The following is a 26386-nucleotide window of genomic DNA, read 5'->3' as shown; positions in this document are numbered from 1 at the left end:
TTGTCCTGGGTGGAGTATAGGCAACCTGGCGGCACTATGACTCAGTAAATTCCTTACTTTGCGGCGCATTATCCAGTGCGGACTATGCTTTTGCATACGGTTCACAACATTTCAGGAAATTATGTCCAGATTCTTCTTTAACGACCGCAAACAACTGGTCAACGACGCCATTGAAGGCATTTTGATTTCTGCTCCGCACGGCAACCTCGTCAAACTCGATATCGACCCGGCCATTCGTGTGGTTGCACGCAGTGACTGGGATAAGAGCCGTGTGGCGATTATTTCTGGCGGAGGTTCAGGGCATGAGCCGGCTCACGCCGGGTTTGTCGGGAAAGGGATGCTAACGGCGGCAGTTTGTGGGGACCTGTTTGCTTCTCCCAGCGTGGATGCGGTGCTGAATGCCATTGTAGCGGTGACGGGCGACCGGGGCTGCCTGCTGATTGTCAAAAACTATACCGGGGATCGCCTTAACTTTGGCCTGGCGGCGGAAAAAGCCAAACGCTATGGCCTGAAGGTCGAAATGGTGATTGTCGCCGATGACATCGCCCTGCCGGATAACAAACAGCCGCGCGGCATTGCGGGTACGGCGCTGGTTCACAAGATTGCGGGTTACGCGGCCGAGCACGGTAAATCGCTGGGTGAAGTACGGGACATTGCGCAACAGGCCTGTGACAACCTCTGGAGTCTGGGGGTGGCAATGCAGACCTGCAACCTGCCGGGAAGCGACGATGAAGAGGGGCGCATCAGAAAGGGCCATATCGAGCTGGGGCTGGGTATACACGGCGAACCGGGAGCATCGGTTGTTGATACGCAAAACAGCAAAGAGATTATCGACACGCTGGTCAACGCGCTGAAAGCACGGGCCGGTGAAGGGCGGTTTGCGGTGCTGATCAATAACCTCGGCGGCGTGTCGGCACTGGAGATGGCGCTGCTGACCAAAGAGCTGGCGTATTCCGCGCTGAAAGATCAGATAGCCTGGCTGATTGGCCCGGCGCTGCTGGTGAGCTCGCTGGATATGAAAGGATTTTCCCTGTCGCTGTTGAAGCTTAACGACCTGTTCGAAAAAGCGCTCCATGAAGACGTCGAGACGCTGGGCTGGCAGAAGCCAGTGGCGTTTGCACCATTGCGTAGCGTTGCGCACAGCGCCATTCATGACCGCGTGGAATATACCCCGTCGGAAAATCCACAGGTGGCGGGATATGTGTCGGCGGCAACGGACACGCTTTCCCGGCTGGAAAACCGGCTGAATGCCCTCGATGCAAAAGTCGGCGATGGCGATACCGGTTCGACCTTTGCGCAAGGCGCGCGGGAAATTGCGCAGTATCTTGACGCGGGGAAACTTCCGCTTAACGATCTGCCGGCGCTGTTGTTGCTGGTGGGGGAGCGGCTGGCAACGGTAATGGGCGGATCGAGTGGCGTATTAATGTCGATATTCTTCACCGCCGCCGGGCAGAAACTGCATGACGGGCAACCGTTGCCGCAGGCATTGCAGAGCGGGCTTGCCCAGATGAAGCAGTACGGCGGGGCTGATCTTGGCGATCGCACGCTGATCGATGCCCTGCAACCGGCGCTGGAGACATTGCAGAAAGGCGATCTTCATGCGGCGGCACGGGCGGCGAAACAGGGTGCAGAGGCAACGGCGAACATGGTGAAAGCCGGGGCTGGGCGTTCGTCGTATGTGAATAAAGAGAATCTGGAAGGGGTGATGGATCCGGGGGCTGTGGCGGTGGCAGAGGTGTTTAAGGCCATGGCAGAAGCAAAACGGTAACAACCGTTACCGTTTTTAGTGTTTGCGCCCTCTCCCCGTGGGAGAGGGTTGGGGTGAGGGCATCAGGCCGCACATTCCCCGGCAATATCACATCAAAAATCCGCTTTCAACACCACGCGGTAACGGGCTTTACCGTCACGAACGTGCTGGATAGCTTCATTGATTTTCGACATCGGATACAGCTCAGTGGTTGGTGCCACTTTGGTGCGTCCGGCAAACTTCATCAGCTTGCGCAACTCGAATGGTGTACCGGTGGCCGAGCCAGACACGCTACGATCCCCGCCGATCAGTGTAAACGCCGGAACCGGCAGTGGCTTCATCACGGCACCGACGGTGTGGAAGTTACCGCCGTAGGCCAGCGCTTCGAAGTACGGCTGCCAGTCAAGATCGACGTTGACGGTGTTGATGATCAAATCAAACTGACCCGCGAGCGCTTTCAGTGCCTCAGGATCGCGGCTGTTCACCACTTTGTCGGCACCCATCGCCAGCACTTCTTTCTCTTTCGCCGGGTTAGAGCTAAATGCCGTGACCTCGCAGCCCATTGCGTGCAGCAGCTTGATAGCAATATGGCCCAGACCGCCAATACCGATCACGCCGACGCGGCTGGTGGCGGTGATATGGTGCATCAGCAGTGGTTTGAACACCGTGATGCCGCCGCACAGCAGCGGGCCTGCGGATTCGATATCAATACTGTCCGGCAGTGGAATAACCCATTGCCAGTCGGCGCGCAGTTTATCGGCGAAACCGCCTTTGTTCAGGATGGTAGGCGTAGCGCCTTCGAGGCAGTTGATCTGATTGCCGCTGATACAGGCATCACAGTGACCACAGCTGCGTGCCGTCCAGCCAATGCCCACGCGCTGGCCGATCTTCAGGCCTTTATCCTGCGCAGCGGTTCCGAGGGCGACGACGCGTCCGATCACTTCGTGGCCGGCAACCAGCGGATAGCTGGAGAAGCCCCATTCATTGTCGATCATGGAGAGATCTGAATGGCAGACACCGCAGTAATCAACCTGCACTTCGACGTCTTCAGCTCTTAAATCGCCTGCATCATACTCGTACAGTTCAAGCTCAGCACCTGCCTGCGGTGCGGCGTAGCTTTTTATCTTCGACATCGTTTTTCCCCCGTTATGGTGTGAACTGAGAGTGTAGAGCATTCAGTTTACAGTCGCTTAACAGAAGACGGCCGGAACGAAATTTACAGAGCTTTCAGCATTCTGACTTCGCAATCAACATGGCCGGTGCAGCCAAGCGGCGCATCAATATGCTCAAAGCCCAGATGTTCATACAGGGCGATAGCTTCTTTGAGGAAGGCAGTTGTTTCGAGGTAGCAGCGTTTAAAACCCTGAGCACGCGCGTGTTCAAAGGCCATCAGCGCCAGTTTCTTTGCCAGGCCTTGTCCACGGACCGCAGGCAAAAAATACATTTTCTGTAGCTCACAGATATCCGGCTCACTACAGCTGAGTGGTGCAACTCCGCCACCGCCCACGACCTTGCCATCCTGCTCGATAACCCAGTAGGCATGGCCCGGCTGGCTGTATAGCTGGAACAACTCGTCCAGGTTGGGGTCGGCAACCGTATAGCCTTTATCGGCGGTCAGTCCGTACTCTGCCGAAACTTCACGGATAACCGAGGCGATGGCCGGGTTGTCCTGCTCAGTGATCCGACGCATGTTGGTCGCGACGGGGATAATCACGCTCATAGCATTACTCATGACAAAAATTGACACTCATCTGCTGTTAATAGCACCGCATAAAGGTGAGTGCAAGCGAGGATATTTCAGGAAGGAAACCCCTTACGCCCTGAAGCGTAAGGGGTAAAAGCATTACAGAGCTGCGATAACAGCCTGCTGCTCAATCAGCTTGGTCTTGGCATCAGCGAAGGCAACCAGACGCTCACGCTCTTTGGCAATGACCGCCTCCGGCGCGCGGGCAACAAAGCCTTCGTTCGCCAGTTTGCTTTCGATTTTGCCAATTTCCACATCGACCTTCGCCACTTCTTTCGCCAGACGAGCCAGCTCAGCGTCTTTGTCGATAAGGCCAGCCATCGGGATCAGCAGTTCTGCGCCGTCGATGATTTTAGTCACGGATACCGGACCTTTGTCATCAGCAGGCAGCACGGTGATGCTTTCCAGACGCGCCATGGTTTGCAGGAAGGTGTTGTTCTCGGTGACACGACGAACGGCAGCTTCGCTGCAACCGCGCAGCAGCAGCTCAAGCGGTTTACCTGGCGCGATGTTCATTTCTGCACGGATGTTACGCACAGCAACGATCGCCTGTTTCAGCCATTCGGTATCGGCCGCTGCGGCTTCATCAACACGGGCTGCATCGAATTCCGGGAATGGCTGGAGCATGATGGTGTCTGCGTTGATGCCAGCAATAACCTTCACACGCTGCCAGATGGTTTCGGTGATGAATGGAATGACCGGATGCGCAAGACGCAGCAGACCTTCCAGTACGGTAATCAGCGTATTACGCGTACCGCGCAGTTCCGCCTCAGTACCGCCGTTCATGACCGGTTTCGCCAGCTCCAGATACCAGTCACAGAACTGGTTCCAGGTGAATTCGTACAGGATGCCCGCAGCGATATCGAAGCGGTAGCTGTCCAGCGCGTCGCGGAACGCTTTCACCGTCTGGTTGAACTCGGCCAGGATCCAGCGATCGGCCAGAGACAGGGTCATCTCGCCGCCGTTGAAGCCGCAATCCTGATCTTCGGTGTTCATCAGCACGAAGCGGCTGGCGTTCCACAGTTTGTTACAGAAGTTACGGTAACCTTCCAGACGCTTCATGTCCCAGTTGATGTCACGGCCAGTTGAAGCCAGTGCCGCCAGGGTGAAACGCAGGGCGTCGGTACCGTGAGGTTCAATCCCGTTCGGGAATTGCTTCTCGGTGCGCTTGCGGATTTTCTCAGCCAACTGCGGCTGCATCATGTTGCCGGTACGTTTTTCCAGCAGGTCTTCCAGAGAGATACCGTCAACCATATCCAGCGGGTCAATCACGTTACCCTTGGATTTAGACATCTTCTGGCCTTCGTCGTCACGAATCAGACCGGTCATGTAAACGGTATGGAACGGAACCTGCGGCTTACCGTCTTCGTCTTTGATGAAGTGCATGGTCATCATGATCATGCGGGCAATCCAGAAGAAGATGATGTCGAAGCCGGAAACCATCACGCTGGTTGGGTGGAACTGACGCAGCGCATCGGTGTTTTCTGGCCAGCCGAGCGTGGAGAAGGTCCACAGCGCGGAGGAGAACCAGGTATCCAGCACGTCTTCATCCTGACGCAGGGCAACATCCGCGCTCAGGTTGTTTTCCTGACGCACTTCGTCTTCCGTACGGCCAACGTAGACATTGCCTTCGTTGTCGTACCATGCCGGGATGCGGTGACCCCACCACAGCTGACGGGAGATACACCAGTCCTGAATATCACGCATCCAGGAGAAGTACATGTTTTCGTACTGCTTCGGCACGAACTGAATGTCACCATTTTCAACCGCTTCAACAGCCGGTTTCGCCAGCACGTCGGCACGCACGTACCACTGGTCAGTCAGCATCGGCTCGATAACCACGCCACCACGGTCGCCGTACGGCACGGTCAGATCGTGAGGTTTGATTTCTTCCAGCAGGCCCAGTGCGTCAACAGCAGCAACAATGGCTTTACGTGCAGCAAAACGTTCCAGCTTCTGGAATTCTGCCGGGATGTCACTTGAGTAAACGTCAGTTTCTTCGCCTTTGGTATCGTACACTTCTGCGCTTTCACGGATATCACCGTCGAAGGTCAGAATGTTGATCATTGGCAGGGCGTGACGACGACCCACTTCGTAGTCGTTAAAGTCGTGCGCCGGGGTGATTTTCACGCAGCCGGTGCCTTTTTCCATGTCGGCGTGTTCGTCGCCCACAATCGGAATACGGCGGTTAACCAGTGGCAGCACCACGAATTTGCCGATTAGATCTTTATAGCGTGGATCTTCCGGGTTGACGGCCACGCCGGTATCACCCAGCAGGGTTTCAGGACGGGTCGTTGCAACAACCAGGTAATCTTTACCGTCTGCGGTTTTCGCGCCGTCAGCCAGCGGATAGCGGATATGCCACATGGAGCCTTTAGACTCGCGGTTTTCCACTTCCAGGTCAGAGATAGCGGTGCGCAGTTTAGGGTCCCAGTTTACCAGGCGTTTGCCACGGTAAATCAGGTCTTCTTTGTACAGACGGACAAACACTTCTTTAACAGCGTTGGAAAGACCTTCGTCCATGGTGAAGCGCTCGCGCTCCCAGTCCACGGAGTTACCGAGACGGCGCATCTGACGGGTGATCGTGCCGCCGGATTCTGCTTTCCACTGCCAGATTTTGTCGATGAAGGCATCGCGACCGTAGTCATGACGAGTTTTACCTTCTTCCGCAGCAATTTTACGTTCAACGACCATCTGGGTCGCGATACCCGCGTGGTCAGTCCCCGCCTGCCACAGGGTGTTTTTACCCTGCATACGCTGGTAGCGGATCATGGTGTCCATGATGGTCTGCTGGAAAGCATGACCCATATGCAAACTGCCGGTGACGTTCGGCGGTGGGATCATGATGCAGAAGGACTCTTTGCTTTCATCGCCGTTAGGCTTGAAATAGCCCTGCTGTTCCCAGTGCTCGTAAAGCGGCTGTTCGATATCGCGTGGGTTATATGTCTTTTCCATTATTTCCAGGTTGCCGTATTCAGGTTAAAACCAGCCAGGCGGTACGCCTTGTAACGATCGCGTGCCAGTTGTTTTAAAGATTCTTCGTAAGGGACAAAGTCTACCACTTCTGTGAAAGCGGTGGCAAAATCTGCAAAATCGATGCGCAAGCTAATCAGCACATCACGCGCGCTACTGTTGCGCTTCTGCGGCCAGGCAATTTCGACCGGTGCGCCGCCGCGCGGCCCTTCGCCAGACAAATTATGCGGAACAAAACTCTCCGGCGGGCGCGCCCATAGCGCTTCATCCAGGCGAATCGCCTGTTGCTCATCTTCACAGGCAATCAGAACGCGTTTGCCTGCGCGCCAACGTTCTGCGGCAATTTCACACACCAGTTGTTCAACGGCGCTTAAGCCATCCTGATGGGTGTCGTTGTCCAGAAGGTAGAACGTTGCATTCTTCATATATGGGGCTTCTTGTCGTGGATTTAAATGCAAAGCCGGGTGGCGCTATGCTTACCCGGCCTACGGTTGAGTGACGTTGTAGGCCGGGTAAGGCGAAGCCGCCACCCGGCGTTTTACATCACTCTTCGCCGTTAAAACCCGCACGATTGAGCAGGAACTGCGACAGCAACGCAACTGGACGACCGGTTGCGCCTTTGGCTTTACCGGAGCGCCATGCGGTGCCCGCGATGTCGAGGTGTGCCCAGTTGTACTTGCGGGTAAAGCGCGACAGGAAGCAGCCCGCGGTGATAGCACCACCCGGACGGCCGCCGATGTTCGCCATATCCGCAAAGTTGGACTCCAGCTGTTCCTGGTACTCGTCGCCCAGCGGCAGACGCCACGCGCGGTCACCGGCTTGTTCGGACGCGCCGATAAGCTCGTGTGCCAGCGGGTTGTGGTTCGACATCAGGCCGGTAATGTGGTGACCCAGTGCAATCACGCAGGCACCGGTCAGTGTTGCGACGTCGATAACCGCTTCTGGCTCGAAGCGCTCAACGTAGGTCAGCACATCGCACAGCACCAGACGGCCTTCTGCGTCAGTGTTCAGCACTTCAACGGTCTGGCCGGACATGGTGGTCAGCACGTCACCCGGACGGTACGCGCGACCGCCAGGCATGTTTTCACAGCCAGCCAGCACGCCGATGACGTTAATTGGCAACTGAAGCTCTGCAACCATGCGCATCACGCCGTAAACAGCCGCCGCACCGCACATGTCATACTTCATCTCATCCATGCCTTCGGCAGGTTTGATGGAGATACCACCGGAATCGAAGGTCAGGCCTTTACCGACCAGCACAACCGGACGCGCCTCTTCAGACGGGTTGCCCTTGTACTCGATGACCGACATCAGCGATTCGTTCTGAGAGCCGTTACCTACCGCAAGGTAAGAGTGCATCCCCAGCTCTTTCATCTGCTGTTCGCCAATCACGCGGGTGATGACGTTTTTGCTGTACGAGTCAGCCAACTGGCGTGCCTGGGAAGCCAGGTATGCCGCGTTACAGATGTTCGGTGGCATGTTGCCAAGGTCTTTAGCGGCTTTAATACCGGCCGCAATCGCCAGACCGTGCTGGATGGCGCGCTCGCCGCTGGTCAGTTCGCGGCGGGTGGGGACGTTAAAGACCATTTTACGCAGCGGGCGACGTGGCTCACTCTTGTTGGTCTTTAGCTGATCAAAGCTGTACAGGCTCTCTTTTGCCGTCTCAACGGCCTGACGCACTTTCCAGTAGGTGTTACGCCCTTTGACGTGCAGTTCGGTCAGGAAGCAGACTGCTTCCATTGAGCCGGTATCATTCAGCGTGTTAATGGTTTTCTGAATAACCTGCTTGTACTGGCGTTCATCCAGTTCGCGCTCTTTACCACAACCAATCAGCAAAATGCGCTCGGACAGCACGTTCGGAACATGGTGCAGTAACAGCGTCTGCCCAGGTTTGCCTTCCAGTTCGCCACGGCGCAGCAGGGCGCTGATATAGCCGTCACTGATTTTATCGAGTTGTTCGGCGATCGGGGAGAGTCGGCGTGGTTCAAAGACGCCCACAACGATGCAGGCACTCCGCTGTTTCTCCGGGCTACCGCTTTTTACACTGAACTCCATGCACTACGCTCCTGAATCTTAAAGACAACGGCGGCTGCTACGGATAGAATTGAAACCTTTCGTAACTCATGTCCGCTGTTGTGGTGACTTCGTGTTAATCTTACGTTATTACGGTTTCGACACGTCAGAAAATATCCTGAAGCGTGAATCCGCCGGGTTTTTTAATCTTAGCGATGATTTCGACGACTCAAGAGAATAAATGACGTTTAAGCCATGAAACAAGCGATTTTCCAGCAAAAAGACGGGTTTTTACGGGCGTATTTAAAGTGATAATCATAAGATATCTGGTGCGGGAAACGCTCAAAAGCCAACTGGCGATCCTGTTCATCCTGCTGCTGATCTTCTTCTGTCAGAAGCTGGTGAAGATCCTCGGTGCGGCCGTTGACGGCGAAATTCCAACGAATCTGGTGCTTTCCCTGCTTGGGCTGGGGATCCCGGAGATGGCGCAGCTCATTCTGCCGCTTAGCCTTTTCCTCGGTTTGCTCATGACGCTGGGTAGACTCTATACCGAAAGTGAAATCACGGTCATGCACGCCTGCGGCTTGAGTAAAGCCGTGCTGGTGAAGGCCGCCCTGGTACTGGCGCTATTTACCGGGATTGTTGCCGCAGTGAATGTCATGTGGGCGGGCCCGATGTCCTCTCGTCATCAGGATGAAGTGCTGGCCGAAGCCAAAGCCAACCCAGGTATGGCGGCGTTAGCGCAAGGGCAGTTCCAGCAGGCCACCGACGGTAACTCTGTGTTGTTCATCGAAAGCGTTGATGGCAGCAAATTCAATGACGTATTCCTCGCGCAGCTGCGCACGAAAGGCAATGCTCGCCCGTCAGTGGTTGTGGCCGATTCAGGCCAGCTGGCTCAGCGTAAAGATGGTTCTCAGATAGTTACGCTGAATAAAGGCACCCGTTTTGAAGGCACCGCGATGCTTCGCGATTTCCGTATTACGGATTTCCAGAACTATCAGGCCATTATTGGTCACCAGGCGGTTGCGCTTGATCCAGGCGATACCGAACAGATGGATATGCGCACGCTCTGGAATACCGATACCGACAGGGCACGCGCAGAATTCCACTGGCGTATTACTCTCGTATTCACCGTGTTTATGATGGCGCTGATTGTCGTTCCGCTGAGCGTGGTTAACCCGCGTCAGGGCCGCGTGCTTTCTATGCTGCCGGCGATGCTGCTGTATCTGGTCTACTTCCTGTTGCAAACCTCGATTCGTTCGAATGGTGCGAAGGGTAAACTTGATCCAATGGTCTGGACGTGGGTGGTCAACAGTTTGTATATCCTGCTGGCGCTGGGATTAAACCTGTGGGATACGGTGCCGGTGCGCCGCATTCGTGCCCGATTCTCGCGTAAAGGAGCGTTGTAATGCAGGCGTTTGGCGTTCTCGACCGCTACATCGGTAAAACGATTTTCTCCACCATCATGATGACCTTGTTCATGCTGGTGTCGCTCTCCGGCATTATTAAATTTGTCGACCAGCTGAAAAAAGCCGGGCAGGGTACTTACGACGCGTTGGGCGCGGGGATGTATACCCTTCTTAGCGTGCCAAAAGATGTCCAGATCTTCTTCCCAATGGCCGCTCTGTTAGGCGCACTGCTTGGCCTGGGGATGCTGGCGCAGCGCAGTGAGCTGGTAGTGATGCAAGCTTCCGGGTTTACCCGTTTGCAGGTTGCCCTCTCGGTGATGAAAACTGCTATCCCGCTGGTGCTGCTGACCATGGCGATCGGCGAGTGGGTGGCGCCGCAGGGTGAGCAGATGGCGCGCAACTATCGTGCGCAGGCCATGTACGGTGGCTCATTGCTCTCGACCCAGCAAGGGCTGTGGGCAAAAGATGGCAATAACTTTGTCTACATTGAACGCGTGAAAGGCGATGATGAACTGGGCGGTGTGAGTATTTACGCTTTCAACGACCAGCGTCGTTTGCAGTCTGTGCGTCACGCATCCTCCGCGAAGTTTGATCCCGAGCATAAGCAATGGCGCTTATCACAGGTTGATGAATCAGACCTCAAAGACCCGAAACAGATCACCGGCTCTCAGACGGTTTCTGATACATGGAAGACCAACCTTACCCCGGACAAACTGGGTGTGGTGGCGTTGGATCCTGATGCGCTGTCCATTAGCGGTCTGCATAATTACGTGAAATACCTGAAATCGAGCGGCCAGGACGCCGGGCGTTATCAGCTCAATATGTGGAGCAAGATTTTCCAGCCGATGTCCGTTGCGGTTATGATGCTGATGGCGCTGTCGTTTATCTTCGGGCCGTTACGTAGCGTGCCGATGGGGGTTCGCGTCGTAACCGGTATTAGCTGCGGATTCGTGTTCTACGTTCTCGACCAGATCTTTGGCCCGCTGACGCTGGTTTATGGCATCCCGCCAATTATCGGTGCACTGTTGCCAAGCGCCAGTTTCCTGCTGATCAGCCTCTGGCTGCTTCTGAAACGTTCCTGATAAATGCTTCTCCTCGCTCCCGGCCCGTCGGGAGCGAGGCTAATCTCCTGTTTCACCCCGCACTTTTTCTCACAACCTCCACCGCCCCGCCCTGAATTTGAGTATTATTGAGCGATAAAGTCGTGAAGGGATCCTCTATGAAGCAAATTCGAATGCTGGCCCAGTACTATGTCGATCTGATGATGAAGCTCGGCCTGGTGCGTTTCTCCATGCTGCTGGCTCTGGCGCTGGTTGTTCTGGCGATTGTTGTGCAGATGGCTGTCACCATGGTCTTGCATGGTCAGGTCGAAAGTATCGACGTAATCCGCTCTATCTTCTTCGGATTGCTGATTACGCCCTGGGCGGTCTATTTCCTCTCCGTGGTAGTGGAGCAGCTTGAGGAGTCCCGACAGCGTTTATCAAAACTGGTGGAGAAGCTGGAAGAGATGCGCGAGCGCGATCTCAAACTTAACGTCCAGCTCAAGGACAATATTGCCCAGCTCAACCAGGAGATTTCAGATCGCGAAAAAGCCGAAGCCGAACGTCAGGCCACGCTTGAGCAGTTGAAAATCGAAATGAAAGAGCGTGAGGTGACGCAAATTCAGCTTGAACAACAATCCTCTTTCCTGCGCTCTTTCCTTGATGCTTCACCGGATCTGGTTTTCTACCGTAACGAAGACAAAGAGTTTTCCGGCTGTAACCGGGCGATGGAGTTGCTCACCGGGAAAAGCGAGAAACAACTCGTTAACCTCAAGCCGCAGGATGTCTATTCTGAAGAGGCGGCGGCGAAGGTGATGGAAACGGATGAAAAGGTCTTCCGCCATAATGTTTCTCTCACCTATGAGCAGTGGCTGGATTACCCGGACGGGCGGAAAGCCTGCTTCGAAATCCGTAAGGTGCCTTACTACGACCGCGTGGGGAAACGCCACGGCCTGATGGGCTTTGGCCGTGATATCACCGAACGTAAGCGTTATCAGGATGCCCTGGAGCGAGCCAGCCGCGACAAAACCACCTTTATCTCTACCATCAGCCATGAACTGCGTACGCCATTGAACGGGATTGTCGGCCTGAGCCGCATCCTGCTGGATACGGAGCTAACGGGCGAGCAGGAAAAATACCTGAAAACGATCCATGTCTCTGCGGTGACGCTGGGTAATATCTTTAACGATATTATTGACATGGATAAGATGGAGCGCCGTAAAGTTCAGCTCGATAACCAGCCGGTGGATTTCACCAGCTTCCTGGCTGATCTGGAAAACCTGTCCGGCTTACAGGCTCAGCAAAAGGGGCTGAGCTTTGTGATGGAGCCAGCGTTGCCGCTGCCGCATAAAGTGACCACGGACGGAACGCGTCTGCGCCAGATCCTGTGGAACCTGATCAGCAACGCGGTGAAATTTACCCAGAAGGGCCGGGTGGCTGTGCGTATTCGCTATGACGAAGGGGACATGCTGCATTTCGAAGTCGAAGATTCTGGTATCGGCATTCTGCAGGAAGAGCAGGATAAAATTTTCGCGATGTATTACCAGGTGAAAGACAGTCACGGCGGTAAACCTGCGACGGGCACCGGGATTGGCCTGGCCGTCTCTAAACGCCTGGCTAAAAGCATGGGGGGGGATATTACCGTCGCCAGCCAGCCGGGCAAAGGTTCTGTCTTTACGCTGACGGTTCATGCCCCGGCGGTCGCGGAAGAGGTAGAAGACACCTTTGATAACGACGAAATGCCGCTGCCTGCACTGCATGTCCTGCTGGTGGAAGACATTGAGCTGAACGTGATTGTGGCGCGCTCGGTACTGGAAAAATTGGGCAACAGCGTGGATGTGGCCATGACCGGCCAGGCCGCGCTGGATATGTTCACGCCAGGCGAGTATGACCTCGTGCTGCTGGATATTCAGCTACCAGACATGACCGGGCTGGATATCTCTCGTGAACTAACGCGTAAGTACGCCGCCGATGAGCTGCCGCCGCTGGTGGCATTGACGGCGAACGTACTGAAGGACAAAAAAGAGTATCTCGATGCCGGTATGGACGATGTGCTCAGCAAGCCGCTGGCGGTTCCTGCATTAACCGCCATGATTAAGAAGTTCTGGGATACCTGTGATGAAGAGGAGAGCACCATGACGTCTGTTGATAGCGCGAAGACACAAGCGATTCTGGATACTGCCATGCTTGAGCAATACATCGATTTGGTTGGTCCGAAACTGATTACCGATGGTCTGGCCGTGTTTGAAAAAATGATGCCGGGCTACCTGAGTGTGCTGGAATCGAACCTGACGGCGCGCGATCAAAAAGGGATCGTTGAAGAGGGCCACAAAATTAAAGGTGCCGCCGGTTCTGTTGGCTTACGCCACCTGCAACAGCTTGGACAACAGATTCAATCCCCGGATTTACCTGCATGGGAAGATAACGTGGGTGAATGGGTTGAAGAGATGAAACAAGAGTGGCTGAACGATGTGGCGGTACTGAAAGCCTGGGTGGACGCCAGAAAAAAATGACCCCGGATTAACCGGGGTGCGCGAATACTGCGCCAACACCAGGGAAATCGTGGCTGCGCCTGATTTTTTGTGTTGTTTTCGCATGGACGCCGCCTGAAAATTTAGGCCGCACGCAATTAAGATAGCAAATCTTAAATAGTTTGTTACATGAATCAGTGAAATGTGTGAAGCATAGCGTTTTAATCAGAATTATTAATATGCTTCAGCGATTTGCAAAGAAGGAACGTCATGATGAAAAAGATTGGTGTCGTACTGAGTGGATGCGGAGTTTACGATGGTTCTGAGATACACGAATCGGTAATAACACTGCTGGCATTAGCCAGACGTGGCGCCGACGTTATCTGCTTCGCCCCGGATAAAAATCAGGTGGACGTGGTAAATCATCTGACTGGCGAAGCCATGCCGGAAACCCGCAACGTGCTGATTGAGGCGGCCCGAATTGCGCGGGGCGACATTCATCCCCTGGCGCAGGCTAATGCCGCTGAACTTGACGCGCTTATTGTCCCGGGGGGCTTTGGCGCGGCCAAAAATTTAAGCACCTTTGCAGCCCAGGGCAGCGAATGCCAGGTCGACAGGGATCTTAGCGTGCTGGCACAGGCGATGCATTCCGCCGGTAAGCCGCTGGGCTTTATCTGTATTGCTCCTGCCATGCTGCCAAAAATTTTCGATTTCCCGCTTCGCCTGACCATCGGGACAGATATCGATACCGCAGAAATGATTGAAGATATGGGGGGCGAACATGTGCCTTGCCCGGTCGATGATATCGTGGTTGACGAGGACAATAAGATTGTCACAACACCTGCCTATATGCTGGCGCAAAACATCGCAGAGGCGGCAGCTGGTATCGAGAAGCTGGTAGACAGAGTGTTGGTTCTGACTGAATGATCCGAAAATTCACGGCTGGCGTGTGGGTCAAACGGATCCTGTTGCGTATTGTCATTGTCCTGGCGGTATTCTGGGGCGGCGGTATTGCTTTGTTTAGCATCATGCCTGTCCCCTTTTCTGCCGTGATGGTTGAGCGCCAGCTTGGCGCCTGGTTATCCGGTGATTTCGGCTACGTTGCGCACTCTGACTGGGTGAGCATGGATGAGATCTCTCCGTTTATGGGGCTTGCAGTGATTGCCGCAGAAGATCAGAAATTCCCGGATCACTGGGGGTTTGACGTAGCGGCTATCCAGAAAGCGCTGGCGCATAACGAGAGGCATGAAGATCGTGTCCGGGGTGCATCCACGCTTTCTCAGCAGACGGCAAAAAACCTCTTTTTATGGGATGGGCGTAGCTGGCTGCGAAAAGGTCTTGAGGCGGGTCTGACACTTGGTATGGAAACGGTCTGGAGCAAAAAGCGTATTCTGACCGTCTATCTGAATATCGCTGAATTTGGTGATGGGGTGTTTGGTGTCGAGGCCGCCGCGCAACGTTATTTCCATAAACCTGCCAGCCGTCTGACGATATCAGAAGCCGCGTTGTTAGCGGCCGTGTTGCCCAATCCCGTCCGCTTTAAGGCCAGTGCCCCGTCGGGGTATGTTCGTGGTCGTCAGGCGTGGATTATGCGGCAAATGCGCCAGTTAGGCGGGGAAGGATTTATGACGGGAAATAAGCTGTATTAGTGACCCTCTCCGTGAAGGAGAGGGCGGATGCATCAGTCTAGTCTTCATCAAACCCGGCATTAAACAGTGCTATCACTGCAGCCAGAGCTTCTTCTTCCTGTGGGCCTGTTGCCTCAACTTCAATTTGTCTGCCCTTGGCAGAATCCAGCATCAGTAGCGCGATAACGCTATTGGCTTCAGCCTCTGTACCTTCATCGTTACGCAGCAGAACCTCCGCATCAAAGCCCTGCATCAGTTCAAACAGTTTCATCGCCGGGCGGGCGTGCATACCCAGCTTATTAGTGATTTCAACAGTTTGTTTTACGGTCATGTTTTACGTTTTTCCAGCGTGCGATGACGGGACTGAACGTTCTTCCCGCGTGAGCGGAAGTAGTCGGCCAGTTGTTCGGCAATGTACACCGAACGATGTTTACCACCGGTACAGCCAATCGCCACCGTCAGGTAGCTGCGATTGTTTGTTTCCAGCATAGGTAACCATAGCTCAAGGTAACTGCGCGTCTGGTAGATAAAATTGTGAACTTCTGTGTGCCTGTCGAGGAACGCCGCCACGGGTTTATCAAGACCGGTCATTGGACGCAGTTTGGGATCCCAGTGGGGGTTAGGCAGGAAGCGCACGTCGAAAACATAATCCGCATCGATAGGAATGCCGTGCTTAAAGCCGAAGGATTCGAACACCATTGTCAGTTCGCGCTCGCGTTTACCCAGCAAACGAGTTCGGAGCATTTCAGCCAGTTCGTGAACGGACATTTCAGATGTATCGACAATGAGGTCTGCACGAGAGCGCAATGGCTCCAGCAGGTCGCTCTCTTCGTCGATGGCGCTTTCCAGAGAGAGATTCTTACTGGAGAGCGGATGCAAACGGCGGGTATCGCTGTAACGACGGATCAGTGTGTTACGGTCAGCATCAAGGAACAGCAACTGAGGCGAAAACGAGTCAGGCAGGTTGCTCATCGCCTGTTCAAAGACTTCCGGTGATTCTGGCATGTTACGGACGTCGATACTGACGGCAGCAGACGTTTGTCGGTCCGCGAGCGTCCGGGCCAGGTCGGGCAGCAGCACAACCGGCAGGTTATCGACACAGTAAAAACCCATATCTTCAAGCGCGCGGAGGGCGACGGATTTACCCGACCCTGAACGACCGCTGACGATCATCAGCACCATGTTCCGTTTCTCCTCAGGACAACAGATGTAAAGGACATCTCCCGGTTATGCATCATCCTGATTGCCTTCTGCTTCAGTGATAATTTGATATAACTCTTCATCACTTTGGGCTGAGCGCAGTCTACGGCAAATAGTTTTATCAGCCAGACGTTTAGCGACCAGCGAAAGCGTATGCAGATGGGTTTTGGTCTGGTCAGCAGGAACCAGCAGCGCGAAGAGGAGATCGACTGGCTGATTATCGATGGCGTCGAAGGCGATAGGCGTTTCGAGCTGCACAAATACACCGACGGCACGCAGGGTGTCTTCTTCCAGCTTACCATGCGGGATAGCAATGCCGTTGCCAATGCCAGTACTGCCCATTTTTTCGCGGGTCAGAATAGCTTCGAACACCACCTGCGACGGCAGGCCCAGCTGTTTTGCGGCCAGTTCACTGATGATTTCCAGCGCACGTTTTTTGCTCTGGCAGTGAACGCCACTACGGGTACATTCCTGGTTAAGGACATTGCTCAGTTGAAGAGCGGAATCGTTGTTCATCATAATTTCACCTAAGCGCTAACTGTACAAATGGCCTGTTGTGTTTCACAACAGGCCTTCCTGCACCCGTTAACTGCCCGGACAATTAGTGTTGTTTCAGTTTATCTTTATGTTTATTAAGCTGTCGTGCGAGCTTGTCAATCAAGCCGTCGATAGCAGCATACATGTCTTGCCCTTCCGCACTGGCATGGAGTTCACCCCCGTTCACGTGCAGGGTTGCATCCGAGATATGAGTCACTTTCTCCACTTTCAACACAATATAGACCTGGTTGATCCTTTCGAAATACTGTTCAAGTTTCGTGAACTTAGCGTTCACAAAGTCGCGTAAAGCATCAGTAATTTCGACGTTGTGTCCTGTGATGTTGAGCTGCATAGTGTCTTCCTTATCGGTTGTGTCAGACCAGTTGTTTACGCTGGTTAGACGGCGGAATGGATAAAGACTCTCGATACTTTGCAACAGTACGGCGTGCCACCATGATACCCTGATCGGACAGCATGGTGGTTAACTTACTGTCACTCAGTGGCTTCGCGGGATTCTCCGCGGCGATCAACTTCTTCACCAGTGCGCGAATTGCCGTCGACGAGGCTTCGCCGCCGCCTTCGGTATTCACGTGGCTGGAGAAGAAATACTTAAGCTCAAAAATACCACGTGGACTGTGCAGATACTTCTGCGTTGTCACGCGGGAAATGGTTGATTCATGCATTTCGACGGCCTGGGCAATATCTGCCAGCACCATCGGTTTCATATACTCTTCGCCCTGCTCAAAGAACGCCTGCTGCTGCTCGACAATACAGCGGCTTACACGGAGCAGCGTATCATTTCTGCTCTCCAGACTTTTGATCAGCCATCGCGCTTCCTGAAGATTGCTACGAATATATTGATTGTCGGAGTCGTTGCGTGCGCTGGTGCACATGGAGGCGTACTGCTGGTTGATTTGCAGGCGAGGAATGCTGTCTGAATTCAATTCTACAACCCAGCGGTCGTTATGTTTTCTGACCAGCACATCCGGGATAACGTATTCGGGTTCGCTGGTCTGGATGGATTGTCCGGGGCGAGGATCAAGCGACTGGATCAGATTGACGGCTTCTTTCAACACCTCTTCTTTCAGGCGGGTGACGCGCATCAGTGTACGGAAGTCATGGTTTGCCAGCAGATCCAGATGATCGCTGATGATTAACCGGGCTTCTTCAATCCAGGGGGTCTCTTTGGCGAACTGAGAAAGCTGGATCAGCAAGCAGTCGCGCAGATCTTTCGCGGCCACGCCAACCGGGTCGAAGCGCTGAATACGCTTCAGAACCGCTTCAATTTCCTCGAGTTCGATCTCCTCATCGCCGATGCTTTCAAGAATATCGTCCAGAGAAACGGTCAAATATCCGGTGTCATCAACGGCATCGACAATGGATGTTGCAATCGCACGATCGGTGTCAGAGAATGGCGTTAACTCCACCTGCCACATAAGGTAATCCTGAAGCGACTGGGTGGTTTCGCCCTGATAGACCGGTAGCTCATCATCCTGGTAGTCCGCGCGCGTCCCGGACGGGGTTCCTGCGGTGTAAATTTCATCCCAGCTGGCATCCAAAGGCAGCTCGTCCGGCATCTCTTTTTGTTCGAGAGCATCAACGGTATCGAGCGTTTCGGTGTCCTGCGTTTGCTGAGTATCTACCTCGTCATGAAGATCGGTTTGCTCCAGCAACGGGTTGCTGTCCAGTGCTTGCTGGAGTTCCTGCTGAAGTTCTAACGTGGACAGTTGCAACAGGCGAATCGCTTGTTGTAGCTGTGGCGTCATCGCCAGTTGTTGGCTGAGCCTTAATTGCAAACCTTGCTTCATGTTCAGAGCATTTTTCTCCGGTGCGGCGTTACGTTACCTCTACCCTATCAGAGTCTGAAGTCTTCCCCAAGGTACACGCGCTTAACATGCTCATCTTCGAGGATCTGCGTCGGCGTACCGTGGGCAATCAGATGGCCCTGGCTCACAATATAAGCGCGTTCACAAACGGCCAGCGTTTCACGGACGTTGTGGTCAGTGATCAGTACGCCAAGCCCGCTGTCACGCAGATGTTCAATAATACGTTTGATATCGATGACGGAAATAGGGTCAACGCCCGCGAAGGGTTCATCCAGCAGGATGAATTTCGGGTTTGCAGCCAGTGCGCGCGCAATCTCGACACGACGACGTTCACCGCCTGACAGTGCCTGACCTAAGCTATCGCGCAGGTGTTCAATATGAAACTCTTCCATCAGTTCGTTAGCGCGATCCTGACGCTGCTCGCTCGACAGATCGTCGCGGATCTGCAAGACGGCCATCAGGTTATCGAAGACGCTTAAACGGCGGAAAATGGACGCTTCCTGAGGAAGATAGCCGATACCACGGCGCGCACGGGCGTGCAGCGGCAGCAGGCTGATATCTTCATCATCAATGACAATGTTGCCTGCATCACGCGGCACAATGCCCACCACCATGTAGAAGGTAGTGGTTTTACCCGCACCGTTGGGACCTAAAAGGCCAACAATTTCGCCGGAGTTGACGGACAGACTGACATCTTCCACGACGCGGCGGCCCTTATAGGCCTTAGCGAGATTTTTTGCAGTTAATGTTGCCATAACGAATTAGTTACTCTTCTTCTGTGCCGGGGCCTGGCTTTTGCCTTTATCTTGCAGCTGTGAAGGAACAAGCACGGTGGTAACGCGTTTGCCTTTCTCGCTGGAAGCCTGCATTTTTTGCTCTTTCACCAGATAGGTGATCTGGTCGCCGGTGATATTGCTGTCCAGCTGTTCCAGGTAGGCGTTACCGGTCAGAATGACAAGATCCTTCGCCAGTTCATAGTGCATATGTGTGGCGTGGCCCTTCACCGGTTTACCGTTGTCCTGCATCTGGTAGAAGGTTGCCGGGTTGCCATAACCATCAATAATTTCTTTGCCTTGCTCGCCGCCCGGACGGGTAACGACCACTTTGTCGGCATTAATTTTGATGGTGCCCTGAGTCATGACGACGTTGCCGGTAAAGGTGACGACATTACCCTGCATATCGAGAGACTGGGTGTCAGATTCAATATGAATCGGCTGTTCGGTATCACCAGTCACAGCAAGTGCGGGAAGACTGGCTGCCAGCAGCGCGCTGGCGATAACAAAATTAAGGCTGAGTTTGTTTGTTTTGAATTTCATAAGAGGATCTAACCTTTTCAATCAGCTCGGCGTTTTTGCTGCGTAAGTTCCCGCGCATTCTCAGACCGCTGGAATTAAATGTTGTGCCATACAGTGTAACCAGATCTTGCGAAGTCACATCCTGGGTCACCAGGTTAATCTGGGCATTATCTGTTGTAATTTTACGCAGTTGAGAGTCAGCGGTCAGGGCGTTGACCTCAACATGACCATACAGATAAAGCATACGGTCATTTGTTAATTTTGCTCTGTCAGACTTAATCGACCACGTTGGCACTTTATCGGTATCAAATGTGGTCATTACCGGTTGGGTAAACCACGAGATACCATCATCTGAAAAATACTCAACATGCGTTGCAATCAGGCGATAGTTCAGCGCACCTTCTGGGCTGTAAACCACCGTGTCACTGTGATCGCTTTTGTATGTTGGATCGCTATTGTTGAACACTTCCGGTTGTGTATCGTCACGGTCAGCGAGGTTTACGCCAATCAGTACCAGTGCGACAAGCGTTAGCAGAATGATAACCCAACGTCTGGTTTTACTCATATTGATTGCCCTTTGGCCTCTTCAAGCTTGCCCTGCGCCAGCAGAAGCAGATCGCAGACTTCACGTACGGCACCGCGACCGCCGTTGATATGGGTGACATAGTCAGCACGCGGTATCAACAGCGGATGGGCATCGGCTACCGCGATGCTCAGCCCCACTTCGGCCATCACCGGCCAGTCGATCAGATCGTCGCCAACATAGGCAACATGCTCAGGCGCGATGGACAGTTTCGCAAGCAAATCGTTGAATGCCAACATCTTGTCGGATTGTCCCTGATACAGATGGGTAATGCCCAACGTTTCGCAGCGGTCTTCTACAAGTTTAGCTTTTCGCCCGGTGATGATAGCAACTTCGATCCCGGATGTGAGCGCGCAGCGAATGCCATAACCGTCGCGAACATTGAATGCTTTTAGCTCTTCGCCATTATTGCCCATATAAATCAGGCCATCGGAGAGTACGCCATCAACATCCAGGATCAGCAGACGGATGTTTTCCGCCTTCGCCATCATGTCTGTGCTCACCGGACCATAACAGGTTGCAAGGGATGCACCCGCATTACTCATTGTCTTATCCTTCATTACACTACGCCTGCGCGTAGAAGATCATGCATATGTACCACACCCAGCAGTTGGTCGCCATCGGCAACCATCACTGAGGTTATGTGGCGGGACTGCATCAGGTTCAGCACATCCACCGCCAGGGTGCCAGGACGAACGCGGATACCGCCTTGTGTCATGACATCGGCGATGCCTAAGGTGCGGACATCCACGCCCATATCGAACACGCGGCGTAAGTCACCGTCAGTGAAAATCCCCTGAATCTTCATGAGATCGTCGCAAACAACCGTCATGCCGAGATTTTTGCGGGTAATTTCCAGTAACGCATCACGCAGTGAAGCGGCTTTACTTACATGCGGGATCTCATCGCCCGTGTGCATAATGTCGTTTACCCGGAGCAGCAACTTGCGCCCCAGCGCGCCGCCTGGATGAGAGAGCGCGAAATCTTCTGGCGTAAAACCACGAGCTTCGAGTAATGCCACCGCAAGCGCATCTCCCATGACCAGTGCGGCAGTGGTGCTGGACGTCGGGGCAAGACCCAATGGGCACGCTTCTTTTGGCACTTTGACGCACAGGTGAATATCTGCAGCGCGGGCCATGCTGCTTTCCGGGCGGCTGGTCATGCAAATCAGCGGCACGTGCAGCCTTTTCAACACTGGAATAAGCGCCAGGATCTCGTTCGATTCACCGGAATTCGACAGTGCAATGACCACATCCTGCGGCGTGACCATGCCCAGGTCGCCGTGTGCTGCTTCCCCAGGGTGAACAAAGAATGAAGAAGTCCCGGTACTGGCAAAAGTTGCGGCCATTTTGCGCCCAATATGGCCAGACTTGCCCATTCCCATGACCACGACTTTGCCGGCACAGTAGAACATCTTCTCACATGCCAGACTAAAATCCTGATTAATGTACTGATCTAACTGCGCCAGACCTTCACGTTCAATCTCCAGAACGTCTTTGCCTGCTTTCTGAAAGTCAAAACCCGGCTGCAATTCTATTTGCGACATAATGCGTTTCCGTTTACCCAGAGAGAAGAGGCGAAAGCCAGTACAGCATCGCCATCCATACGATAAATCCACCTGTCAGCAGCGCGCCTGCGCCTTTGCCAATCTGACGTTTTCGCCGCCAGCAGAGCAGGGCAAAAATAACACTGACCAGCAACATCACACCGTAATCGCGCGAAAATGCCAGCGGATTAAACGGCCCTGGCGATATCAATGCCGGTAAGCCGGTCACGATCGCGATATTGAAAATGTTAGAGCCGATAATATTGCCAATCGCGATATCATCCTCACCTTTACGCGCGCCAGCAATGGCGGTTGCCAGTTCCGGCAGGCTGGTACCGATAGCAATCACGGTCAGGCCGATGGTTAATTCGCTCATGGCGAAGGCGTTTGCCAGTACGGTGGCATTATCCACCACCATGCGGGTGGCCATTGGCATAATAATGAGCGCCACGCCAAGCCAAAGCAGCGCGACCGGTAACGTTCCTTCCCGCGGCAGCTCTGCTACCTGCTCACGAGTGAGGCTATCATTACCCTGTTTTTCGGCCTGGCGGGCGATTTTAACGATAAACAGCAGCCAAATTACCGCCAGCGCCAGTAAGAAAATGCCATCGCTATAGCTCAGCACCCCATCATAGAGCACACAGCCCGCCAACAGGCTTACGATTAACATTAGCGGCAATTCACGGCGCAGAACATCAGAATGCACGCGAAATGGGTGCAGCAATGCAGCCAGGCCAAGAATCAGCAGGATATTGACGATGTTGGAACCTATGGCTGTGCCGATAGCGAGATCGACCTGGCCATGAAGCGATGCCGAGACAGAAACGATAATTTCAGGAAGAGACGTCCCGACGCTGACGACCGTCATCCCGATGATGATAGGCGGCACGCCAATCAGCCGGCACAATATTGATGCAGCGAATACCAAACGGTCAGCACTGTAGACCACCAAAAGTAAACCAATTATTAACAGTGCTGTTGCTAAAAGCATCAAAAGTCCTTTCTTCAGGTATACTCGCCGGTCCACTGCGCGTGAATTTTGGTGCTGCATACAGTCTAAGACGTAACGAATTCCTAATTTTGACTTTATGCGCCGGAAAAGTAAAACAAATGCCAGCTTTCGCTAACCTCAACGGCTATTATTCTGTAAAAATGTTGAGTTTAGGGCTGATTTAAGCGTCATGCTTAATGTGAATCAGGGTAAGAAAGGAAACATAAATGAGCCCCAATTTGGCGAATTTAGTCGATGTCCGTGGTGTCAGCTTTTCTCGCGGCAACCGATTGATATTTGATGATATTTCACTGACTGTACCCCGTGGCAAGATCACCGCCATTATGGGACCGTCGGGAATCGGTAAAACGACCCTGTTGCGTCTTATCGGTGGGCAAATCCCGCCGGATAGTGGCGAGATCCTCTTTGACGGAGAGAACGTCCCGGAGATGTCGCGTTCGCGCTTGTATACTGTCCGCAAGCGCATGAGTATGCTCTTTCAGTCAGGGGCATTATTCACCGATATGAATGTCTTTGATAACGTGGCTTACCCGCTGCGCGAGCACACCGAGTTGCCGTATGAATTACTCAAAAGTACGGTCATGATGAAACTCGAGGCCGTTGGCCTTCGCGGGGCTGCCAAATTGATGCCATCAGAGCTTTCTGGTGGTATGGCACGCCGTGCCGCACTGGCGCGTGCCATTGCGTTAGAACCCGATTTAATCATGTTCGACGAACCCTTTGTCGGGCAGGACCCTATCACCATGGGCGTTCTGGTGAAGTTAATCTCTGAACTGAACAGTGCGCTTGGCGTCACCTGTATCGTGGTTTCTCACGATGTACCGGAAGTGCTGAGTATTGCTGATTACGCCTATATTGTGGCAGACAAAAGGATCGTCGCGCACGGTGGTGCTCAGGCACTACAGGATAATTGCGATCCGCGAGTACGGCAGTTCCTGGACGGTATCGCAGACGGCCCGGTGCCGTTCCGCTATCCATCGGGCGACTATCGTGACGATTTATTGGGAATAGGGAGTTAAGCCACTCATGCTGTTAAATGCGTTGGCCGCTCTGGGACACCGTGGCGTAAAAACCATCAGGACGTTCGGGCGTGCCGGATTGATGTTATTCAATGCGCTGGTTGGCAAACCGGAATTCCGTAAGCACGCGCCTTTGCTGGTGCGACAGCTCTACAATGTCGGCGTTTTGTCGATGGTCATTATTATCGTTTCTGGCCTGTTTATTGGCATGGTACTGGGGTTGCAGGGCTATCTTGTGCTCACAACCTACAGCGCAGAGACCAGCCTTGGGATGCTGGTGGCACTCTCGCTGCTGCGCGAACTGGGCCCGGTTGTTGCCGCGCTCCTGTTTGCCGGGCGTGCCGGGTCAGCGTTAACCGCTGAAATTGGCCTGATGCGTGCCACCGAGCAGTTATCCAGTATGGAGATGATGGCGGTCGATCCTCTGCGCCGTGTGATTTCCCCGCGTTTTTGGGCGGGCGTGATTTCACTGCCGCTGCTCACTATCCTGTTCGTTGCGGTCGGGATCTGGGGGGGCTCGCTGGTTGGCGTACACTGGAAAGGCATTGATGCCGGGTTCTTCTGGTCTGCCATGCAGGATGCTATCGACCTGCGGATGGACCTGGTTAACTGTCTGATTAAGAGCGTGGTATTTGCTATTACGGTCACCTGGATTGCGTTGTTCAACGGTTACGATGCCATCCCGACGTCGGCGGGCATTAGCCGTGCAACTACACGTACTGTCGTACATTCGTCGCTGGCCGTACTGGGTCTGGATTTTGTGCTCACCGCACTGATGTTTGGGAATTGAGTTCATGCAAACGAGAAAAAATGAAATTTGGGTCGGCGTGTTTCTGTTGCTGGCACTGTTGGCTGCGCTGTTCATCTGTCTGAGAGCTGCGGATATCACGTCTATTCGCACCGAACCGACATATCGCCTCTATGCAACGTTCGACAACATCGGCGGCCTGAAAGCGCGCTCACCGGTGCGTATTGGCGGCGTGGTTATTGGTCGCGTGGCGGACATCACGCTGGACGAGAAGACCTATCTGCCGCGTGTCGCGATGGATATCGAAGAGCGTTACAACCATCTTCCGGACACCAGTTCGCTGTCGATTCGTACCTCCGGCCTGTTGGGTGAACAATATCTGGCACTTAACGTTGGCTTTGAAGATCCTGAACTGGGAACGACTATCCTTAAAGACGGTAGCGTCATTCAGGATACGAAATCAGCCATGGTGCTGGAAGATATGATTGGTCAGTTCCTTTACAGCAGTAAAGGCGGTGACGACAAGAAAACTGACGGTGCGCCAGCACAAAGTGAAGGCCATACTGACGCCGCGCCAGCCCCAGACGCGACGAATTCATCTCAGGAGAAGTAATTCATGTTTAAACGACTGTTCATGGTTGCCATGCTGGTGATTGCCCCTCTGACCGCAGCACATGCTGCCGATTTGAGTAACCCGTACAAACAGATGGATGAGGCCGCGAAAAAGACCTTCGATCGCCTTAAAAACGAACAACCTAAAATTCGTGCTAACCCGGATTATCTGCGTGAAGTGGTTGATCAGGAACTGCTGCCTTATGTGCAGATTAAATACGCGGGTGCTCTTGTGCTGGGTCGTTACTACAAAGATGCGACGCCTGCACAGCGTGATGCTTACTTTGCTGCGTTCCGTGAATACCTGAAACAGGCTTACGGTCAGGCGCTGGCAATGTATCACGGTCAAACCTATCAAATTGCGCCTGAACAGCCTCTGGGCGATGCGACTATTGTGCCAATTCGTGTGACCATTCTTGACCCTAACGGTCGTCCACCTGTTCGCCTGGACTTCCAGTGGCGTAAAAACTCCCAGACAGGTAACTGGCAGGCGTACGACATGATTGCGGAAGGGGTGAGCATGATTACCACCAAGCAAAATGAATGGAGCGACCTGCTGCGTACCAAAGGCATTGATGGCCTGACCGCGCAGTTGCAGTCCATCTCGCGTCAGAAAATTTCCCTGGACGAGAAAAAGTAATGCAACAGCAACTGAGCTGGTCGCGCGAAGGTGAGACGTTGTTGTTGTCTGGCGAGCTTGATCAGGATTTGCTGAACCCGTTATGGGATGCTCGCAACGATGCCATGAAAGGCGTTACGCTGATTGATTTGACCGGTGTTTCACGCGTGGATACGGCAGGAATCGCCCTGTTAGTACATCTTGTTGCGGAAGGCAAAAAGCAGGGGCTCATGGTTACACTGGCGGGTGCCAGCGATAATGTGATGACTCTTGCGCAGCTCTACAATTTGCCGGAAGACGTATTACCTCGTTAATATTTTCAAAGCGTTAATTCTGAAAGCCCCGACTGTTTCATCGTTGGGGC

At 53.6% G+C, this 26386-nt stretch carries 27 protein-coding genes; 11 read left to right on the top strand and 16 right to left on the bottom strand.

The window, feature by feature from the left end; genetic code table 11:
* Nucleotides 1-121 precede the first annotated feature (121 nt).
* The gene (locus ACT9TW_RS02490) at nucleotides 122-1768 is read left to right on the top strand and encodes a dihydroxyacetone kinase subunit DhaK (RefSeq protein WP_446491594.1); all 1647 of its coding nucleotides are present in this window, start codon (nucleotides 122-124) and stop codon (nucleotides 1766-1768) included.
* A gap of 92 nt (nucleotides 1769-1860) precedes the next feature.
* Here ACT9TW_RS02490 and ahr read toward each other — a convergent pair whose 3' ends face one another.
* The 5 genes from ahr to pepA all read right to left on the bottom strand — a co-directional run bounded on the left by ahr (nucleotide 1861) and on the right by pepA (nucleotide 8519).
* Nucleotides 1861-2880 (bottom strand): NADPH-dependent aldehyde reductase Ahr, encoded by a 1020-nt coding sequence (gene ahr, locus ACT9TW_RS02485; RefSeq protein ID WP_446491593.1) that lies wholly within the window; start codon nucleotides 2878-2880, stop codon nucleotides 1861-1863.
* Nucleotides 2881-2963: 83 nt separating this feature from the next.
* Entirely contained in the window at nucleotides 2964-3467 is a 504-nt protein-coding gene (locus tag ACT9TW_RS02480) for a GNAT family N-acetyltransferase (protein ID WP_315686955.1), read from the bottom strand.
* 123 nt (nucleotides 3468-3590) lie between these two features.
* Nucleotides 3591-6446: a valine--tRNA ligase gene (locus tag ACT9TW_RS02475; RefSeq protein ID WP_315686954.1), complete on the bottom strand. Its 2856-nt coding sequence runs from the start codon at nucleotides 6444-6446 to the stop codon at nucleotides 3591-3593.
* A complete protein-coding gene (gene holC / locus ACT9TW_RS02470; protein ID WP_182062687.1) occupies nucleotides 6446-6889 on the bottom strand; it encodes a DNA polymerase III subunit chi in 444 nt (147 codons plus the stop codon). The genes ACT9TW_RS02475 and holC overlap by 1 nt, the downstream gene beginning before the upstream one ends.
* A gap of 118 nt (nucleotides 6890-7007) precedes the next feature.
* On the bottom strand, nucleotides 7008-8519 hold the full coding sequence (gene pepA / locus ACT9TW_RS02465) for a leucyl aminopeptidase (protein ID WP_182062686.1): 1512 nt from the start codon (nucleotides 8517-8519) through the stop codon (nucleotides 7008-7010).
* Nucleotides 8520-8785: 266 nt separating this feature from the next.
* Here pepA and lptF point away from each other — a divergent pair, with 266 nt between their 5' ends.
* The 5 genes from lptF (at nucleotide 8786) to mtgA (ending at nucleotide 15046) form a co-directional block, all read left to right on the top strand.
* Nucleotides 8786-9886, top strand: coding sequence for an LPS export ABC transporter permease LptF (lptF, locus tag ACT9TW_RS02460; RefSeq protein ID WP_182062685.1), 1101 nt, complete (start codon nucleotides 8786-8788; stop codon nucleotides 9884-9886).
* Nucleotides 9886-10968, top strand: a complete 1083-nt coding sequence (gene lptG, locus ACT9TW_RS02455) for an LPS export ABC transporter permease LptG (RefSeq protein ID WP_315686951.1) — start codon at nucleotides 9886-9888, stop codon at nucleotides 10966-10968. Before lptF ends, lptG begins: the two co-directional genes overlap by 1 nt.
* 137 nt (nucleotides 10969-11105) lie before the next feature.
* The gene (gene arcB, locus ACT9TW_RS02450; protein ID WP_446491592.1) at nucleotides 11106-13439 is read left to right on the top strand and encodes an aerobic respiration two-component sensor histidine kinase ArcB; all 2334 of its coding nucleotides are present in this window, start codon (nucleotides 11106-11108) and stop codon (nucleotides 13437-13439) included.
* A 231-nt stretch (nucleotides 13440-13670) separates the two neighbouring features.
* The gene (gene elbB, locus ACT9TW_RS02445; RefSeq protein WP_182063476.1) at nucleotides 13671-14324 is read left to right on the top strand and encodes an isoprenoid biosynthesis glyoxalase ElbB; all 654 of its coding nucleotides are present in this window, start codon (nucleotides 13671-13673) and stop codon (nucleotides 14322-14324) included.
* A complete protein-coding gene (gene mtgA, locus ACT9TW_RS02440; protein ID WP_446491591.1) occupies nucleotides 14321-15046 on the top strand; it encodes a monofunctional biosynthetic peptidoglycan transglycosylase in 726 nt (241 codons plus the stop codon). The genes elbB and mtgA overlap by 4 nt, the downstream gene beginning before the upstream one ends.
* A 37-nt stretch (nucleotides 15047-15083) precedes the next feature.
* Here the strand turns inward: mtgA and npr are convergent, their stop codons facing one another.
* The 11 genes from npr to ACT9TW_RS02385 form a co-directional block, all read right to left on the bottom strand.
* The gene (gene npr / locus ACT9TW_RS02435; protein WP_003861872.1) at nucleotides 15084-15356 is read right to left on the bottom strand and encodes a PTS phosphocarrier protein NPr; all 273 of its coding nucleotides are present in this window, start codon (nucleotides 15354-15356) and stop codon (nucleotides 15084-15086) included.
* Nucleotides 15353-16207 (bottom strand): RNase adapter RapZ, encoded by an 855-nt coding sequence (rapZ, locus tag ACT9TW_RS02430; RefSeq protein ID WP_182062681.1) that lies wholly within the window; start codon nucleotides 16205-16207, stop codon nucleotides 15353-15355. Before rapZ ends, npr begins: the two co-directional genes overlap by 4 nt.
* Before the next feature lie 45 nt (nucleotides 16208-16252).
* On the bottom strand, nucleotides 16253-16744 hold the full coding sequence (gene ptsN / locus ACT9TW_RS02425; RefSeq protein ID WP_014071955.1) for a PTS IIA-like nitrogen regulatory protein PtsN: 492 nt from the start codon (nucleotides 16742-16744) through the stop codon (nucleotides 16253-16255).
* Between the two features lie 82 nt (nucleotides 16745-16826).
* Complete coding sequence (gene hpf / locus ACT9TW_RS02420; protein ID WP_446491590.1) at nucleotides 16827-17114, bottom strand: ribosome hibernation promoting factor; 288 nt, start codon at nucleotides 17112-17114, stop codon at nucleotides 16827-16829.
* 22 nt (nucleotides 17115-17136) lie between these two features.
* Nucleotides 17137-18570 carry an RNA polymerase factor sigma-54 gene (gene rpoN, locus ACT9TW_RS02415; protein WP_446491589.1) on the bottom strand — a complete coding sequence of 478 codons (1434 nt, stop codon included), beginning with the start codon at nucleotides 18568-18570 and terminating at the stop codon, nucleotides 17137-17139.
* Between the two features lie 47 nt (nucleotides 18571-18617).
* On the bottom strand, nucleotides 18618-19343 hold the full coding sequence (gene lptB / locus ACT9TW_RS02410) for an LPS export ABC transporter ATP-binding protein (protein WP_182062676.1): 726 nt from the start codon (nucleotides 19341-19343) through the stop codon (nucleotides 18618-18620).
* 6 nt (nucleotides 19344-19349) lie between these two features.
* A complete protein-coding gene (gene lptA / locus ACT9TW_RS02405) occupies nucleotides 19350-19904 on the bottom strand; it encodes a lipopolysaccharide ABC transporter substrate-binding protein LptA (RefSeq protein WP_182062674.1) in 555 nt (184 codons plus the stop codon).
* Nucleotides 19873-20448 carry an LPS export ABC transporter periplasmic protein LptC gene (lptC, locus tag ACT9TW_RS02400; protein ID WP_446491588.1) on the bottom strand — a complete coding sequence of 192 codons (576 nt, stop codon included), beginning with the start codon at nucleotides 20446-20448 and terminating at the stop codon, nucleotides 19873-19875. Before lptC ends, lptA begins: the two co-directional genes overlap by 32 nt.
* On the bottom strand, nucleotides 20445-21011 hold the full coding sequence (gene kdsC / locus ACT9TW_RS02395) for a 3-deoxy-manno-octulosonate-8-phosphatase KdsC (RefSeq protein ID WP_182063475.1): 567 nt from the start codon (nucleotides 21009-21011) through the stop codon (nucleotides 20445-20447). Before kdsC ends, lptC begins: the two co-directional genes overlap by 4 nt.
* A gap of 14 nt (nucleotides 21012-21025) precedes the next feature.
* Nucleotides 21026-22012 carry an arabinose-5-phosphate isomerase KdsD gene (gene kdsD / locus ACT9TW_RS02390; protein ID WP_446491587.1) on the bottom strand — a complete coding sequence of 329 codons (987 nt, stop codon included), beginning with the start codon at nucleotides 22010-22012 and terminating at the stop codon, nucleotides 21026-21028.
* 13 nt (nucleotides 22013-22025) lie between these two features.
* On the bottom strand, nucleotides 22026-23003 hold the full coding sequence (locus ACT9TW_RS02385; protein WP_014071947.1) for a calcium/sodium antiporter: 978 nt from the start codon (nucleotides 23001-23003) through the stop codon (nucleotides 22026-22028).
* A 227-nt stretch (nucleotides 23004-23230) separates the two neighbouring features.
* On the opposite strand from ACT9TW_RS02385, the gene mlaF reads away from it, so the two are divergent.
* The 5 genes from mlaF to mlaB are packed head-to-tail and all read left to right on the top strand — an operon-like array spanning nucleotide 23231 to nucleotide 26336.
* A complete protein-coding gene (mlaF, locus tag ACT9TW_RS02380; protein WP_446491586.1) occupies nucleotides 23231-24043 on the top strand; it encodes a phospholipid ABC transporter ATP-binding protein MlaF in 813 nt (270 codons plus the stop codon).
* A 7-nt stretch (nucleotides 24044-24050) separates the two neighbouring features.
* The gene (gene mlaE / locus ACT9TW_RS02375; RefSeq protein WP_014071945.1) at nucleotides 24051-24833 is read left to right on the top strand and encodes a lipid asymmetry maintenance ABC transporter permease subunit MlaE; all 783 of its coding nucleotides are present in this window, start codon (nucleotides 24051-24053) and stop codon (nucleotides 24831-24833) included.
* A gap of 4 nt (nucleotides 24834-24837) precedes the next feature.
* Nucleotides 24838-25404 carry an outer membrane lipid asymmetry maintenance protein MlaD gene (mlaD, locus tag ACT9TW_RS02370; RefSeq protein ID WP_182062665.1) on the top strand — a complete coding sequence of 189 codons (567 nt, stop codon included), beginning with the start codon at nucleotides 24838-24840 and terminating at the stop codon, nucleotides 25402-25404.
* A gap of 3 nt (nucleotides 25405-25407) precedes the next feature.
* Nucleotides 25408-26043, top strand: coding sequence for a phospholipid-binding protein MlaC (mlaC, locus tag ACT9TW_RS02365; RefSeq protein WP_182062663.1), 636 nt, complete (start codon nucleotides 25408-25410; stop codon nucleotides 26041-26043).
* Complete coding sequence (gene mlaB, locus ACT9TW_RS02360; RefSeq protein WP_446491585.1) at nucleotides 26043-26336, top strand: lipid asymmetry maintenance protein MlaB; 294 nt, start codon at nucleotides 26043-26045, stop codon at nucleotides 26334-26336. The genes mlaC and mlaB overlap by 1 nt, the downstream gene beginning before the upstream one ends.
* Nucleotides 26337-26386 lie beyond the last annotated feature (50 nt).

The sequence above is a fragment of the Enterobacter sp. C4G1 genome (genome assembly GCF_052886895.1).
Note: the sequence above shows the minus strand (reverse complement) of the source record. Positions and strands in the feature narration are given on the sequence as shown.